The 16,086-nt window shown below is 35.6% G+C and carries 18 protein-coding genes; 14 read left to right on the top strand and 4 right to left on the bottom strand.

Going from position 1 to position 16,086, the window contains the following annotated elements:
• The first annotated feature begins 1 nt into the window (after position 1).
• The 7 genes from prmA to MKD52_RS00410 all read left to right on the top strand — a co-directional run bounded on the left by prmA (position 2) and on the right by MKD52_RS00410 (position 7,290).
• Positions 2–856: a 50S ribosomal protein L11 methyltransferase gene (gene prmA / locus MKD52_RS00440; protein WP_242098867.1), complete on the top strand. Its 855-nt coding sequence runs from the start codon at positions 2–4 to the stop codon at positions 854–856.
• The gene (gene ftsH, locus MKD52_RS00435; protein WP_112058014.1) at positions 837–2,768 is read left to right on the top strand and encodes an ATP-dependent zinc metalloprotease FtsH; all 1,932 of its coding nucleotides are present in this window, start codon (positions 837–839) and stop codon (positions 2,766–2,768) included. Before prmA ends, ftsH begins: the two co-directional genes overlap by 20 nt.
• Before the next feature lie 12 nt (positions 2,769–2,780).
• Complete coding sequence (locus MKD52_RS00430) at positions 2,781–3,383, top strand: hypothetical protein (protein WP_242098865.1); 603 nt, start codon at positions 2,781–2,783, stop codon at positions 3,381–3,383.
• Positions 3,383–4,114, top strand: a complete 732-nt coding sequence (gene pssA, locus MKD52_RS00425) for a CDP-diacylglycerol--serine O-phosphatidyltransferase (protein WP_112058012.1) — start codon at positions 3,383–3,385, stop codon at positions 4,112–4,114. The genes MKD52_RS00430 and pssA overlap by 1 nt, the downstream gene beginning before the upstream one ends.
• A 135-nt stretch (positions 4,115–4,249) precedes the next feature.
• A complete protein-coding gene (locus tag MKD52_RS00420) occupies positions 4,250–5,773 on the top strand; it encodes a 2-isopropylmalate synthase (protein ID WP_242098863.1) in 1,524 nt (507 codons plus the stop codon).
• Positions 5,774–5,815: 42 nt separating this feature from the next.
• Positions 5,816–6,748: a protein-methionine-sulfoxide reductase catalytic subunit MsrP gene (gene msrP / locus MKD52_RS00415; protein WP_242098861.1), complete on the top strand. Its 933-nt coding sequence runs from the start codon at positions 5,816–5,818 to the stop codon at positions 6,746–6,748.
• Positions 6,748–7,290 carry a hypothetical protein gene (locus MKD52_RS00410; RefSeq protein WP_242098859.1) on the top strand — a complete coding sequence of 181 codons (543 nt, stop codon included), beginning with the start codon at positions 6,748–6,750 and terminating at the stop codon, positions 7,288–7,290. The genes msrP and MKD52_RS00410 overlap by 1 nt, the downstream gene beginning before the upstream one ends.
• Before the next feature lie 19 nt (positions 7,291–7,309).
• Here the strand turns inward: MKD52_RS00410 and MKD52_RS00405 are convergent, their stop codons facing one another.
• The gene (locus tag MKD52_RS00405) at positions 7,310–9,223 is read right to left on the bottom strand and encodes an NERD domain-containing protein (RefSeq protein WP_242098858.1); all 1,914 of its coding nucleotides are present in this window, start codon (positions 9,221–9,223) and stop codon (positions 7,310–7,312) included.
• Between the two features lie 152 nt (positions 9,224–9,375).
• Here MKD52_RS00405 and secG point away from each other — a divergent pair, with 152 nt between their 5' ends.
• The 6 genes from secG (at position 9,376) to MKD52_RS00375 (ending at position 12,687) form a co-directional block, all read left to right on the top strand.
• Positions 9,376–9,714, top strand: a complete 339-nt coding sequence (gene secG, locus MKD52_RS00400) for a preprotein translocase subunit SecG (RefSeq protein ID WP_112058008.1) — start codon at positions 9,376–9,378, stop codon at positions 9,712–9,714.
• A gap of 9 nt (positions 9,715–9,723) precedes the next feature.
• Positions 9,724–10,284 carry a ribosome recycling factor gene (gene frr / locus MKD52_RS00395; RefSeq protein ID WP_112058007.1) on the top strand — a complete coding sequence of 187 codons (561 nt, stop codon included), beginning with the start codon at positions 9,724–9,726 and terminating at the stop codon, positions 10,282–10,284.
• A 12-nt stretch (positions 10,285–10,296) separates the two neighbouring features.
• Entirely contained in the window at positions 10,297–10,908 is a 612-nt protein-coding gene (gene pyrE / locus MKD52_RS00390) for an orotate phosphoribosyltransferase (protein ID WP_112058006.1), read from the top strand.
• Between the two features lie 15 nt (positions 10,909–10,923).
• Positions 10,924–11,394: an RDD family protein gene (locus MKD52_RS00385; RefSeq protein ID WP_242098856.1), complete on the top strand. Its 471-nt coding sequence runs from the start codon at positions 10,924–10,926 to the stop codon at positions 11,392–11,394.
• Between the two features lie 62 nt (positions 11,395–11,456).
• Entirely contained in the window at positions 11,457–12,137 is a 681-nt protein-coding gene (locus MKD52_RS00380; protein WP_112058004.1) for a F0F1 ATP synthase subunit A, read from the top strand.
• Entirely contained in the window at positions 12,121–12,687 is a 567-nt protein-coding gene (locus MKD52_RS00375) for a thiamine phosphate synthase (RefSeq protein ID WP_242098853.1), read from the top strand. The genes MKD52_RS00380 and MKD52_RS00375 overlap by 17 nt, the downstream gene beginning before the upstream one ends.
• On the opposite strand, the gene leuB is transcribed toward MKD52_RS00375, so the two are convergent.
• The 3 genes from leuB to MKD52_RS00360 are packed head-to-tail and all read right to left on the bottom strand — an operon-like array spanning position 12,684 to position 14,460.
• Positions 12,684–13,772, bottom strand: coding sequence for a 3-isopropylmalate dehydrogenase (gene leuB / locus MKD52_RS00370; RefSeq protein WP_242098851.1), 1,089 nt, complete (start codon positions 13,770–13,772; stop codon positions 12,684–12,686). The genes MKD52_RS00375 and leuB overlap by 4 nt on opposite strands.
• Positions 13,747–14,232: a 3-isopropylmalate dehydratase small subunit gene (locus tag MKD52_RS00365; RefSeq protein WP_242098850.1), complete on the bottom strand. Its 486-nt coding sequence runs from the start codon at positions 14,230–14,232 to the stop codon at positions 13,747–13,749. Before MKD52_RS00365 ends, leuB begins: the two co-directional genes overlap by 26 nt.
• Positions 14,233–14,241: 9 nt before the next feature.
• Positions 14,242–14,460, bottom strand: coding sequence for a hypothetical protein (locus tag MKD52_RS00360; protein ID WP_112058000.1), 219 nt, complete (start codon positions 14,458–14,460; stop codon positions 14,242–14,244).
• 242 nt (positions 14,461–14,702) lie between these two features.
• Between MKD52_RS00360 and MKD52_RS00355 the strand changes: the two genes are divergently transcribed.
• The coding region (locus MKD52_RS00355; RefSeq protein WP_242098848.1) for a hypothetical protein at positions 14,703–16,086 on the top strand (1,384 nt) is incomplete at its 3' end.

The raw sequence follows: 16,086 nt of genomic DNA, 5'->3' as shown, positions 1-16,086 counted from the left end.
AATGGGATCTTATAATTGCCTCAATATCAAAGTTGATAAATTTTTATGGCTTTTTGAGAATAAGGCATTAGAAATCACCAAAGAAGCCATTGAAGAAATTGAAAATGGCTTTATTATTCGCACTCATCAAGACATCAATACCATTCAAAAGCAATTAGAAAGCTATAGCAAAGAGCTTGAAGATCTTATGCAAGAAAAAATTCATCTTGAATTTAAATCAAGCACTCAAAAAAATGAAGATTGGATCACAAAATATCGCGATTCCATACAACCCATTGAATGTGGAAAATATTATATTTATCCCCCTTGGTTTTCTCCCAAAACCGATAAACTCAATCTCATTATTGAACCTGCACTAGCCTTTGGAAGTGGGCATCATGGTAGTACTTTTGGTTGCCTAGAAGCACTTAATAAACTCTCTTTAGAAAATAAAACTCTCCTAGATGTGGGCTGTGGAAGTGGAATCTTGGCTATTGCTGCTAAAAAAAGTGGTGCTGAAGTTTGGTGCTGCGACACTGATGAAATAGCAGTGAATGCCACCAAAGACAATGCCAAAAAAAACAATCTTACTTTAGATAGAGTTTTCTTGGGATCCATTGACAAAATAGCTGACAAAAAAGATTGCTTTGATGTTGTAGTTGCTAACATTCTAGCAGACATTATTGTAGCATTGCCTTTAGATTCGTATGTTAAACGAGATGGGATATTAATCTTATCAGGGATTTTAGAAAAATATACAAAAAAAGTCCTTGATAAGTTTAAAAACTTAGAATTACTTACCCAAAATAATCATCAAGAATGGGTAACTTTAACCTTCAAAAAATACAAGGATAATAATGCAACGACAAGACAATAATCAAAATCAGCCACAAGATAAAAAACCTAATAATTTTTTCAATCAGAATCCTCTTTTGATGTTTGTTATTTTTGCAATCATTGCTATTGTTGTTTTTCGCTTCATGTCCCCAAATGGCGAAGTAAGCAGACTAAGCGGTGCAAATACTACTAAAACTATCAACTATTATGAGCTAAAAAAACTCATTGAAAATAAACAAGTGGATTTTGTTGCCATTGGACAAACCAATATCAAGGCAACTTCAAACAACGAAAATGGAAAAATTGTCTATAATGCTCAAAGAGTAAGTCCGGATAATACGCTAATTCCTTTGTTAGATGAAAAAGGTGTGGAATACACTGGCTATAGCGAGAGTAATTGGCTTAGCGATATGCTCTTTGGTTGGGTATTGCCCATCTTTATTTTCTTTGCAATTTGGATGTTCTTAGCCAATCGTATGCAAAAAAATATGGGAAGTGGAATATTGGGATTTGGAAGCTCAAGAAAGCTTGTCAATTCAGAAAAACCTAATGTTAAATTTGATGATATGGCAGGAAATGCAGAAGCTAAAGATGAAGTAGTAGAGATTGTAGATTTTCTAAAGAATCCTGAGCGTTACGCTGCACTTGGGGCTAAAATACCTAAAGGTGTTCTATTAGTGGGACCTCCAGGAACAGGTAAAACACTTCTTGCAAAAGCTGTAGCAGGTGAAGCCAATGTTCCATTTTTTTCAGTTAGCGGAAGTAGCTTCATTGAAATGTTCGTAGGTGTTGGGGCAAGTAGAGTAAGAGACTTGTTTGAAAATGCCAAAAAAGAAGCACCAAGCATCATCTTTATTGATGAAATTGATGCCATTGGTAAAAGTCGCGCTAATGGAATGGTGGGTGGAGGAAATGATGAGCGCGAACAAACACTCAATCAACTTTTAGCCGAAATGGATGGATTTAATTCTGATTCCTCCCCTGTTATCGTGCTTGCGGCAACTAACCGACCTGAAGTTTTAGATCCTGCTCTCTTGCGTCCAGGTAGATTTGATAGGCAAGTTTTAGTAGATAAACCTGATTTTGAAGGTAGAGTGGAGATTCTAAAAGTGCATATCAAAAATATCAAACTTGCTCGCAATGTTGATTTATTTGAAGTTTCAAAACTAACAGCCGGACTTGCAGGAGCAGACTTGGCTAATATTGTTAATGAAGCCGCACTTCTTGCAGGAAGAAACGATAAAAAAGAAGTTGAACAAAGCGACTTTTTAGAAGCAGTGGAAAGAAGTATTGCAGGATTGGAGAAAAAATCTCGCAGAATCTCTCCAAAAGAGAAAAAAATCGTTGCCTACCACGAAAGCGGACACGCACTTATAGCAGAAATCACTAAAGGGGCAAAAAAGGTAACCAAAGTATCTATTATTCCACGCGGTTTGGCAGCGCTTGGATACACACTTAATACGCCTGAAGAAAACAAATATCTGATGCAAAAGCACGAACTACTTGCTGAAGTGGATGTTTTACTCGGAGGAAGGGCGGCTGAAGCGGTATTTTTAGGCGAAATTTCTACCGGAGCTAGTAATGACTTAGAGAGAGCCACAGACATTATTAAAGCTATGGTAAGCTATTATGGAATGACTGATGTAGCTGGGCTTATGGTGCTAGAGAAACAACGCAATGTTTTTTTAAATGGCGGATTAGGCAGCACAAGAGAATATAGCGAGGAAATGGCACAAAAAATGGATTCTTATATTAAAACTATTCTTAATGAGCGTTTTGAAGCTGTAAAAGAATCGCTAGAAACTTATAGAGAAGCTATTGAAAATATCGTTAAAGAACTTTTTGAAAAAGAAAATATTGATGGGGAGAAAGTGCGAGAAATCATTACGGAGTATGAAAAGGCTCATAATTTAGAAAGTAGAATTATTAAAGAAGAAAAAGAGGAAGCCTAAAAAGGAGCCATATTGAAAACAACAACACAAATTATTGCAAAAGAAGGTTGGAAGCCTATTATTATCACTTTAATTGTGTTATTTTTTTGTTGGTTATTGAGTTGGAAATTCATTGGCTTTTTGGCTTTTGTATTTTTATTATCCTTTCTTTATTTTTATTATAATCCTGAAAGAATCGCACAAGACATTTCAGAAGATGTCATTTTAGCACCCATTGATGGAATCATCACTCACATAGAAAACCAAGAGAATAATCTCTTAATAACAATCAAAAAGCCCATTTGCTTTTGCGGATTGATACGAATGCCTTTTAATGGCGTAGCCAAAAAAGTCTATCATATCCGTGGCTTAGCCAATGCTCAAGAATCAACGGGTGAGAAAATATGCTTGGAGTTTGGCAAGTCTAAAAATCATACTTCACTCATTTTGTATCCCAAAATCTGTCCGCGCAATCTTTTTATTTATTTTAGCGATTCTAATTTTAGAGAAGGAGAGCGAATTGGCTTTTTTTTAAAAGGAATCGCTAAATTACAATTACCTAAAAATGTAGAAATTAAAGTCTCCATAGGCGATAAAATCTTAGCTGGTTCTAGTATAGTGGGGTATGTCCGCTAATGAAAATTGATCCTTTGTATATTTTGCCAAATTTTTTCACAGGGGCAAGTATTTATCTTGGAGTCCTAAGCATTACCTATGCAACAATGGGGAGATTCCAATTGGCTTGTTGGCTTGTGCTATTAAGCTTAATCTTTGATGGATTAGATGGGCGTGTTGCAAGACTAACTGGCACCACAAGTAAATTTGGTGTGGAGTTTGATTCATTGGCTGATATTGTAGCTTTTGGCGTAGCACCTGCTATGATTTTATTTACTTATATTGGCTATATGTATGGGAAGCTAGGAATCGTTGTCTCTGGACTTTATGTGGTCTTTGGGGCAATTAGACTTGCGCGATTTAATGTAACAACTAGCCAAAATGAACCCAATGTTTTTATAGGATTACCCATTCCTGCTGCAGCGGTTTTTGTAGTTAGTTGGTTATTGCTTGAAATGGGATACCTTCAAAAATACTTTGAAAATCCAAAAATAATCTCGCCATTTTTATTAATAGCAAGTTTAATAGTGGCTTTGTTAATGGTGAGTAACATTCGCTATCCTAGTTTTAAAAAATTAAATTTTGAAAAAATAAGTTTTGGTAAAATCATTGTTTTTTTGATGATAATTTTGGCAATTCTCTTTGCTTATCCTATCTTAAGCATTACGATTCTAATCACTTGCTATGTCCTTTTTGGTCCTAGTAGAGCCTTATATTATCTCACTAAGCATTTTATGGAGAAAAGAAAATGAGAATGTCTTACACGCGACATTATGGTAATGCATATAAAAATCTTTTAACTCTGTCATTACTACTACCGCTGGGAATCTGATATTTAATTCTCGCTTTTCAAAAATAATGAATATAATTTTTTTAAGGATATACTAATGGAAATGATAAAAATTTTTGATACCACTTTAAGAGATGGTGAGCAAAGCCCTGGCGCTTCAATGAATACAGAAGAAAAAGTCAAACTTGCTTTGCAGTTAGAAAAATTGGGTGTAGATATTATTGAAGCAGGCTTTGCCGCAGCTAGCCCTGGAGATTTTGAAGCGATTTCAAGAATCTCTGAAACACTCAAAGAAAGCACCATATGCTCCCTTGCGCGAGCTGTTCCAAAAGACATTGAATTAGCTGCAAAAGCACTAGAAAAGGCAAAACATAAACGAATCCACACTTTTATTGCAACAAGCCCCATACACATGGAATACAAGCTCAAAATGCAACCCGATGAAGTCATTAAACGCGCCATAGAAGCTGTCAAACTTGCAAGAAGCTTGTGTGAAGATATAGAGTTTAGTTGCGAAGATGCGTGTCGTAGTGATATTGGGTTTTTAAAGGAAGTTGCTTTAGCGGTGATTGAAGTAGGAGCAACAACACTTAATCTCCCTGATACAGTGGGTTATCGTTTGCCTAATGAAATTGGAGAAATGATAAGAGAAATGAAAACTTGCGTTGGTGATCGTGCGATTTTATCAGTGCATTGCCACAATGACTTAGGCTTGGCAGTCTCTAATTCTATTGCAGGGATTCAAAATGGCGCAAGACAGCTTGAATGCACAATTAATGGACTTGGAGAGCGTGCAGGAAACACAGCCTTAGAAGAAGTAGTTATGATTCTAAAAACGCGCAAAGATGTTTTTGGTAATCTAGATACAAGAATCAAAACCAAAGAAATTTATGCTACTAGCAAACTTGTTGCAGACATTACAGGCATTAGACCACAGCCCAACAAAGCTATTGTAGGTAAAAATGCGTTTGCTCATGAAAGTGGAATCCATCAAGATGGTATGTTAAAGCACCCAGAAACTTATGAGATTATGAAATCTAGCGATATTGGAATTCCGCAAGAAAATGGCTTGGTGCTTGGCAAACATAGTGGTAGAGCTGCTTTTAAAGATAAATTGGCAAGTTTAGGATTTGATGAAATTTCACAAGAAGAACTTGATAATGCCTTTGAAAAATTTAAGATTCTTTGCGATAAGAAAAAAGAAATCTATGATGAGGATATTCGCTCTATCCTAACTGATCAAACTAGCAAAATTCCACAAATCTTTGAATTAATTAGTTTGCAAATTAGTAGCGATTCTAATGGTGTGCCTTATGCTGCAATTTCTATCCAAAAAGATGGTAGAAGTCGCATTGACGCTGCTATTGGAAATGGAAGCGTTGATGCGATTTTAAAAACCATTGATAGGGTTAGCGGCTATAATGGCGTCCTAAAAGACTACAAAGTAGAAGCGGTGAGTGAGGGCAAAGATGCCTTGGCTAAAGTTGTTGTTAAAGTAGAGTTTGAATCAAATAAACCTGCATTTATTGGTCATGGTTTGCATTTAGATACTTTGCAAGCAACGGCTAAAGCATATATTGGTGCATTAAACAGCTATCTCTCGATGCAAAATTTAATGTAAAATCTATAACATTAAAACAATAAGTTCTAATAGGAATATAAAATGGAAATCACACCAGAGAGACTTTTTAATGCTAGAAGAAGATTTTTAAAATTAGGCGCTGGAAGTCTGGTAAGCACCTTATTAGCCGATAATCTCCTAGCAGCAGTGCTAAAGGAAGAAGGATTAGACTTCAAAGGAATGAGCAAAGAAGAAGCGTATGCACTAAATGGTGAGCATTTGGAGCTTACCAAAGAAGAAATTGCAACTAGCTATAATAATTTTTATGAGTTTGGATTCTCCAAAACAGATCCCAAAAATAGAGCACACTCTCTAAAAACTTCTCCTTGGGAGATTCAAATTGCAGGTGAGATTGAAAAGCCTTTTAGCATTTCTTATACTGATTTGCTAAAGCAGGTGCATTTGGTTGAGAGAGTGTATCGTTTCCGCTGTGTTGAAGCTTGGAGTATGGTTATCCCTTGGGTTGGCTTTGAGCTAAGAGAGCTAATAGAGCTTGCAAAACCAAATAGCGATGCCAAATACATGCGTTTTACAACACTTTATGATCCTAAACAATTTCCTATGCAGGGAATTATACAGCTGCTTGATTTCCCTTACAAAGAAGTTTTGCGCCTTGATGAGGCGATGCACCCCTTAACGCTACTAGCTGTTGGAATGTATCAAAAACCTCTACTTCCACAAAATGGAGCACCTCTGCGCTTAGTTGTGCCTTGGAAATATGGATATAAATCCATTAAAAGTATTCATAAAATTGAATTCTTAAAAGAAAAACCTATCTCTACTTGGGAAGAAGAAAACCCTAGAGAATATGGATTTTATGGTAATGTAGATCCTGAAGTCTCGCACCCTAGATGGTCGCAAAGCAGTGAGCGTGTCATTGGTAAAAGAGGACAGATTAAAACTCTCTATCTCAATGGTTATGCCAAAGAAGTGGAACACTTTTATCAAGGCTTAGATAGGGCAAAGCTTTATTAATGCAAATCATCATTGAATCCATTGCACTTTTTGCTTTATTTTGCCTTGGTTCTTATGGAATCTTATCCATAGAGAATCAGATTCTTTATGGCATCTATTTTTCCTTTGAAGCTCTCTATCTCTACACTGGGTATTTTGCCTTTGCCTTGCTTTTTGTTGGGCTTTGGTTGCCAAATCCCTATGGTAGATTACTTGGCTTACTAGCCTTTGTTGCTATGAGTTGGCATTTTCTTATTTTTGTTTATTTGGATTTTGGATTAAACATTAAATTAATACTCCAAAAGATTCTTGCAGAAAACTCTTTAATTTTGGGAAGCATTAGCTTTTTAACAAGCATATTTGTATTTTGTGCTTCTTTGGCAAATCTTTTTGGGCGCTTTAAAATGTATTTTTGGGTCTATTTGATAATCTTACTTGCGCTTTTACATATCCTTACTCAACAAAAGATTCTAAGCACCCTCCATTACTCACTACTTATTGCGACTTTATGTGCGCTTAGTCTTAAAATCTACAAACACATAAAAACGCCAAAAGCCAATTAAGTCTTATTTTAATAACGCGCTATAGCGCACACAGCCCTGCAACAACGGCAAAAATTTCACTCGCAGCCACTATAAACTCCGCGCTATCTTTTGCTCCAGAGAGAATGGGGCAAATCTTTGCAAGTTTAAATTTACTAGTTCCTTTAGATTCTGTGCTGTCTTTTTCTTTTTGCGCTTCAACCTGCTTAGAATCCTCTTGAATGATTTTTAATATTTCATTAACTTCATCAGAGAATCCTTTGCCGCTAAAGTCCAAATAAATATTTTCCCTAGCACGCGTAAGAAGAACATAGGTTTTGCGATATAAGAGATTGGGTTCATATTTTTGTGTAATATTTAAAAAATCAACAAATCCATGAACCACGACATTTTGAGCTTCTAGTCCTTTAATTCCTTGAATAGTCATAATTTTTATATCTTTTCTTCCAATGGAATCTAAAATACTTTTTAACTCTTCAATATTTTTATTGCTAAAAGTCAAAAGAATATTACTTTCATTATTAGGAAGATTTTTCAATAAATTTTTTAAATTATCATTTTCCTTATAATTGAAATTTTGCACCTTTATTTCGCCTGTTTCTAGGACACAATTAATATCGCTTGTGAAATTACTTTTCAAATAAAAAGACTTTTTATAGTATTCATTTAGCTTTTTGTCTTTATTGAGTATTTTAAAGGCACACACGGCAATATTTGATGGAGTTCTATAGACATTTTTAAGATTTTTAACGCGCCCTTGCATAGAGATTTTTTCAAATTTTGGGTGGTGAAAAACTTGCGCGATATTCTCCATAGAATAAGAATAGAATCTTTGTGCTTCATCTATAAAGAAAATGCAATCTTTAATTTCTTCATATAAGATTCGCATAAAGCCCTCTGGCATATCTTGCGTTTCATCACACAGCATATAATCCACAGGATTTCTTTTAAGATAATTTTGCAGTTTTAACCTAAATTCTTTTAATGCTTCATCACTTTCAAAAATTTCATATTGCTTGGAGATAGGTGTGGCTTGAATCTCTTTTGTGCTTTGCGCCTTAATTCCCACTTTACTAAAATCAAAGCTAATCTCCCTTAAAAAAGCCATAATAGAAATAATTTTAATTTGCTTGGAATCATAATTTTCTTCAAAACTTGTTTTAATGGCATTTTCTAAGTTGTTATTAAAACACAAAATCAAAAAGCGCTCACTGCTATCTTTTTTCAATTGCTGCGCTACAAAATTAGTCAATATAATCGTTTTACCAGTTCCTGCAACACCGCGAATGATTCTAAAGCCATCTTTGTAGCCATTCATAATCCCTAGTTGTTTATGATCAAAAAAGACCACTTCATCTTTTGTAATTATCGGGATTATTTGATTGCTTTTGGAATCTTTGGCAGAAACAAACAAAGAAGTAATTTTAAGAAAATCTTTTTTATTAGGCACATTGATACTAGTGGATTTAAAAAAACGACCAAAAGATTCTTTATTTTGCAAATCTTCTTTAAAAAATGTTAAAGATCGCATAGTTGCATCATAAGGGTGTCGAGAAAAGAACTCTTCTGCATCGCTTTTAGAAATGGATGGAAAGATAACGCGCATCTCAACATTAATAGGAATAGGACAATCTCCAAAATTTTCTTTTAAAATAGACAAAATTAAATTTCTATATTTATTTGCCTGATCATAAGGGGAGTGTTTTTTAATCAATTCTAAAGAATCCCAGTTTTTTACTTCAACAACAAAAATCCCAAGAGTCGGATGCAACAAAAGCAAATCTATTTCAAAAATATTCTCGGCAAATCCTAGTCTTGCTTTGGGAATAAGATAATAGTTTTCTCTATCACTTTTATCCCTTAGAAGTGAAGCAATAGAATCGCACACATAACTCTCACCCTGCTCTCCCTTAAAATATTTTGCCAAAACCTTAGAGAGATTTGAAAAAGCCATTTTAAATCCTTCATCAAAATTCAATACCACTTTAAAAGAACATATTCTATTCTACTTGAAGCAATTATGCAAGACTCTAGCTAGAGTTTTATTTTATTTAAGTATGTTTTGGGTAGAATTCGCATAATTTTTTTATTTTTAGAAGGGAAAGTATGAGTGGAATTTTATTAATCATCCAGTTTGTTTTAGCGGTTATTATTACCATTATAGTGCTTTTGCAAAAAAGCTCTAGCATCGGACTTGGAGCGTATAGTGGAAGCAATGAAAGCCTCTTTGGGGCAAAAGGTCCAGCAGGTTTTTTGGCTAAGACTACTTTTGTTCTTGGATTCTTATTTGTAGTAAATACAATCGCATTGGGCTATTTCTATACCAAAGATTCTCAAAGTTCAATTCTTGATAATGTGGAAATTCCAGCTAATCCAACACCCACTACACCAGCAGTTCCTGTTGCACCTGCTGCACCTCAATCAAACACCCAACCTAATCAATAAGGACACAAGATGAGTTTGCAAGAGATTTACAATCACACACAAGAATCAATGAACAAAAGTATTGAATCCATGAAAAAGGAATTTGGCACTTTAAGAAGCGGAAAGGTTTCTGTAGCCATTTTAGATCATATCCGCATTAGCTACTATGACACACCCACACCACTCAATCAAGTTGGCTCTGTTATCGCTCAAGATGCTAGCACGATTGTCATCACGCCTTGGGAGAAAAATCTACTCAAAGACATTGAAAGGGCGATTCAAGAAGCCAATATCGGAGTAAATCCAAACAACGATGGAGAAACAATCAAACTCTTTTTCCCTCCAATGACAAGTGAGCAAAGAAAGGAAATTGCCAAGGAAGCCAAAAATATTGGAGAAAAAGCCAAAATTGCAATTAGAAATATCCGCAAAGATTCTAATGACAAAGTCAAAAAGCTTGAAAAAGATAAAGTTGTCAGTGAAGATGAATCTAAAAAAGGGCAAGATGAAATCCAAAAACTAACTGATAACGCGGTTAAAAAAATCGATGAACTTGTCAAACACAAAGAAGAGGAATTGCTAAAAATCTAGTAAGGAGAAGCAATGGATATTACTCAAATTTACAAAAATTCAAACGCACTTTTAGAGGGGCATTTTCTGCTTAGTAGTGGTAAGCACTCACCCTTTTATCTGCAGTCTGCTAAGGTTTTAGAAAATCCAAAAACCGCAGAAGAGTTAGCAAAAGCACTAGCAAAAATCATTCAAGAATCTAAAATAAAAGTGGATTGCGTTTGCTCACCCGCACTTGGTGGGATTCTTGCTGGTTATGAGCTTGCAAGGGCTTTGGGGGTGCGATTTATTTTCACAGAACGCGTTAATGGAGTGATGACTCTAAGACGCGGTTTTGAAATCAAAAAAAATGAAAAGATTCTTGTTTGTGAAGACATTATTACCACCGGTGGTTCTGCTATGGAATCTGCCAAAGAAGTTGAAAGTCTTGGTGCTGAAGTTGTTGGTTATGCTGCCCTTGCTAATCGAGGAATCTGCAACCGCTACCAAAGCCCAAATACCTTTGACTCTAAAGAATGCAAATTAGATTCTAATCTACCTCTCTTTGCCTTAGAAGATTTTGTATTTGAAACCTATGAGCCAAGTCAGTGTCCTTTGTGCCAACAGGGTAGCAAGGCAATTAAACCCGGAAGTCGTGGCAATTAGCCTCTAAGCTACCCTATGTCAAAACGCTGGAGGAAGATAAAGAAACAAAACACCCCACAAAATATCTCTTTGCCTTTACAAGAAGATTCTAATTACGCGACTTTTTGGGAGAGAGGCAAGGCTCAAGTGATTGATACTTTTATGATTTATTTGCCCCTTTTGTATTTCTTAACCTATGTTGTCATAGGGAGTGCGCAAAGATTCCGCGATTCAAATTGGGGTCCTTTTGTTGCGGTGTTAATTTATGGTTTGATTGTGGCTTTATTAATGGCACTCAAAGGTCAAACTCCCGGTAAAAAAGCCTATGATTTATGGGTGAGGCGAGAAAATAATCAGCCCATTACTTTCCTTTTTGCGCTTTTGCGATTCTTTCTTTTTTTAATCTCTGGAGTTACTATTATTGGCATTTTAATGCCATTGTGGAGAAAAGATAGAAGCGCCTTGCACGATTTGCTACTCAAAACAAGAGTCTTTAAAAAAAGTTAATTTTTTATTAAAATTATTTTTGGCATAATTATAGACTTTATAAATTTACAAGGGAGACATTTATGAATTCCATTTTCACATTTGCGGGGTTGATTAATCATAATCACGACTTTATCATTGCATTCCATGTGGTGCTTGTAGCTATTATTGCGGTTATTTTAGCAAAACTTGCCACTTCAAGAATGCAAGTTGTTCCAGGGACTATCCAAAATGTTTTTGAAGCTTTTTTGGGTGGTGTTATCTTTATGGCAAAAGATGTTATCGGCGAGGAAAAAGCACGACAATATTTGCCTTTAACTGCTACTTTAGCGCTATTTGTTTTTCTAGCTAATGCAATTGGTATTATCCCAGGTTTTGAAGCACCTTCATCAAGCCTTAGTTTCACTCTTACGCTTGCATTAGTTGTGTTTGTTTATTACAATTTTGAAGGGATTCGCACTTTTGGAATCATTAAATATTTTGCACACTTTGCAGGACCAGTGAAAGCTCTTGCTCCCTTAATGTTCCCTATTGAAATTATCTCTCATTGTTCGAGAGTAGTTTCTCTTTCTTTCCGTCTTTTTGGAAATATCAAAGGGGATGATATGTTCTTGCTTGTTATGCTTATGTTGGCTCCTTGGGTTGCTCCATTACCTGCTTTCTTGATTTTGACTTTTATGGCATTTTTACAAGCTTTCATTTTTATGATTCTAACTTATGTTTTTTTAGCCGGTGCAGTTTTAGCAAGTGAGGAAGCGCATTAAAGCTTACCTCATCACCGATCCCAATCTCTACCCAAGCTCTCCCTTAAAATTTTATGATTTTTACAAAAATATCCTTGATTCTCACGCCATTTCCTTTGCTTGTTATCGCGACAAAGAATCCCCAAAGCCAAAACTCTTTGAAGTTTTTTTAAAACTCAATCAAAACTATCAAATCCCAAGCCTTTTAAATTCTCATTTTGAGATGGCTTTAGAATATGGCTTTGATGGATTGCATTGCAATGGCAAACAAATACAACAAATCAGCGATGCCAAACAAAAGCTCCCTTTGGTTTTTTTTAGCGCACACAATGAGCAAGAGATAAGGGAGGCTGATTCCTATGGGGCAGATGGAATTACCCTTAGTCCAATCTTTGCAACACCCAATAAAGGAAAACCGCTGGGAATTGATTTTTTAAAAACACTTAATCTTGATTGTTATAAGGCGAAGATTTTTGCATTAGGAGGAATTATTAGCCAAAAAGAAATTTTGGAAATCTCTCAAATTCCTTTTTGTGGCTTTGCTTCTATTCGTTATTTTTTAAGCAGTTAAATTTTAGTTGCAATGATACTTCCCATTTGCTCTGTTGTGCAAATTTCTTTTGCACCAAATTCTGCTATATCTTTAGTACGATAGCCTTCTTTTAGCGCCAAATGAATCGCATTATCTATAGCATCAGCAGCCCTAATCTCACCCAAAGAATATCGTAAGAGCATACTAGCACTCGCTATTGTTGCAATTGGATTTGCAATCCCCATTCCTGCAATATCTGGCGCACTTCCGTGAATTGGCTCATAGATTGCTGCTTTAGCGCCAAGTGATGCAGAAGGTAAAAGCCCTATAGATCCACTTAGCATACTCGCTTCATCGCTCAAAATATCTCCAAAAAGATTCCCTGTTAAAATCACATCAAATTGCTTAGGATTGCGGATAAGTTGCATCGCTGCATTATCAACATACATATGGCTTAATTCCACGCTAGGATATTCTTTTGCCACTTCACTCACCACTTCTCGCCACAACTGGCTAACATCAAGCACATTTGCCTTATCCACAGAGCAAACTTTTTTATTTCTCTTTTGCGCGGCTTCAAAGGCAATATGAGCAATTCTCTTGACTTCATCAACACTATAGACCATTGTATTAAATCCGCGATCTTTATCACGCCCTTTTGGAGTGCCAAAGTAGATTCCACCAATCAATTCTCGCACCACCAAAATATCTACTCCACGCACCACTTCAGGCTTCAAAGTGCTTGCTTCGATAAGTTCATCATAAACTTTTGCAGGTCGGAAGTTTGCAAATACTTCCAAACTTTTGCGCAACCGCAATAAACCGCTCTCAGGGCGTAATTCTCTAGGCAAATTATCCCATTTTTCACCACCAATTGCTCCAAAAAGCGTGGCATCTGCCTTAAGACATCCTTCAATGGTTTCATCTGGCAAGGGGTTTTTTGTTAAATCATAAGCGATTCCGCCCATCAAATAATCTTCAAATTCCAAGCCAAATCCAAATTTCTCTGCAACAACCTTTAAAACCTTAAGGGCTTCATTAATGATTTCAGGACCAATTCCATCTCCCTTGATAACAGCAATTTTATAATTTTTCAATTTATTTTCCTTTTTGAGATTTTGCATATGGAATTAGCCCTCCTGCTTCTAAAAGCTCAAGCATAAAGGGCGGAATAGGAGTGAAGTGGTATTGTGTATTTTGAGTAATGTTTTTAATCACACCCCCTTGCAAATCAATTTCTAGTACATCCCCTTCACAAATAGAATCAGTTTCTTTAATTTCTAAAATCGGAAGCCCTGTATTAAAAGCATTGCGATAAAAGATTCTCGCATAGCTCTTAGCAATCACTGCGGCAATCCCCGCTGCTTTAATCGCCACAGGTGCGTGCTCCCTACTAGAACCACAGCCAAAATTCTCCCCTGCTACAATAATATCTCCCTTGCTAATTAAACTTACAAAATCCGCCCTTGCATCCTCCATTAAATGTGATGCTAAAACTTTCTCATCGCTAGTGTTTAAATAACGCGCTGCAATGATTAAATCTGTGTCTATATTATCTCCAAACTTCCAAGCCTTGCCTTGCATCTTTTCCCCTTAATCTTCATAAACTTCTAATTTTGTGCCATTCCAATACCAATCTTTGCTATAAAGCTTCTTTTTAAACTCAGGAGGAACTTTCAAAAAGAAAACTCTCTGTGGCTCTACATCTGCGCTTAACAATGAATGTTCAATGCCTAAAATTAAATTTTCTGCACTAGCAATTTTACAATGTTCCACCAAAATTTCTTGACTATCTTGTGAAATAATTGTCATCGCTTATCCTTGTATTTTAGCATTTTAAAAAGCCCATTATTATAGCATAGTTTCCTAAACTCTAAGCTTCTATTCTTTGGAATTCTCTCTTAAATTATTGTCATACCACTAAAATCAAATTTTCTAAAAAAGTTACAAAAAGCACCAAATAATCCTTATTATCTTTAATAAAATCATATTTAAACAAAAAATAAGGGGGGGGGGCAAAATAAATGTTTTATTTTAATTTTTAAGGAGTAAGAATGAAATTATCTCTTATTGCATCAAGAGCAATATTTGGTTTAGGAGTGTTAGGGAGTGTGAGTGCATTTGGAGCAGATTACACCCTAAATAATGCTAATGACTTTCAAACTTATTTTGAAGAAAGTAGCGAGGGCAGTGGAAAATGGGTGCTAAAAGAACAATACAAAAACGATAATCTAACTTTTAATTTTGACTCTCTATCTCTAACCGACCCACAAGATCAAGGAGGTTTAGGGCTAAATATTAAAGACATTACATACAATGGCACTAAATTTATAATCGGTGATGGAATGGGTGAGGATGACAGCTATTTTGGAGAATCAGATGTTGAATTCCAGAATGGAAACCATTCTTATACAATTAATGCAGATGTGGAGATTAAAACCGATGGGAATCTCCTAGCACAAAGCCCCTCTTATATCAATGGAAATGTGACTATAAATGGAAGCGAACAAGGTGGTGGTAGTCTAGAAGTGTTTAAAATTTGGGGCGCAAATGGTTCTTTAAGTATTGATGGCACTCTTAATTCAAATTATGGTTATTTTACAATCGCTGATTCAAATAGAAAAGGCGGACTTTTACATGTAAGTGGCGATGTAAGCCTTATAAACTCTACTTTTAGAGTCATCACACAAAGCCTTTCTAGTTTAACATTTAGTGATTATGAACTGATAAGAAGTGATAGCAAAATCACACTTGGTGGAAATAATAAAGTGAATTTACAATATTTAGTTACCCTAAAAGATCTCTTGGGCACACAAAATATTGATGGCATTGCTGCTTATGAGATTGATAGAGAAGTAAGCGAAAATCTCTATAAAGCGAGTTTAGATTTAAGCAAAGATGAAAAAAGGCTCTCTACGGATATTACTACCACAGAAGATGCTAGAAACCTTGCAAAGATTCTAGCAGAAGAAGTAAAAACTAGAGATGATATGCTAATAGAGCTAAATAACCAAAAAGCAAACACTATAGATGAAGCTGAAAAAGCAAGGATAGATGAAGCTATCACACTCATCACCGCACAAAAAACTGCCATTGAAAGTGCAATCCCTACAGATCAAAATGGGCAGATTAGCGGTAAAGATTTTATTAATGTAGTAGGCACAAGCATAGCACAAAGCGATAAAGCCCTAGCAGGAGAGCTAGTAGATAAACTAAATGGTGTAAAAAATACAGAAATGCACGCAGCTTTACTTTTAGATGTAAATAAAAATATAGGTGACGCAGTAACTTCCCTAAAATCCTCCGGCAACCTAAATGAAGCACAAGGTATCTTTGATAGTTTGATTAACTCTAATATTAATGCTAGTGTGGGTATAGGTGCAATCACAAATAAAGACTTCTTTAAAGATGTAAGAGAAAGTGCAAAAAGTAGCACAG

This window comes from Helicobacter sp. CaF467b, from assembly GCF_022664765.1.
GTDB lineage: Bacteria > Campylobacterota > Campylobacteria > Campylobacterales > Helicobacteraceae > Helicobacter_D > Helicobacter_D colisuis.
Note: the sequence above shows the minus strand (reverse complement) of the source record. Positions and strands in the feature narration are given on the sequence as shown.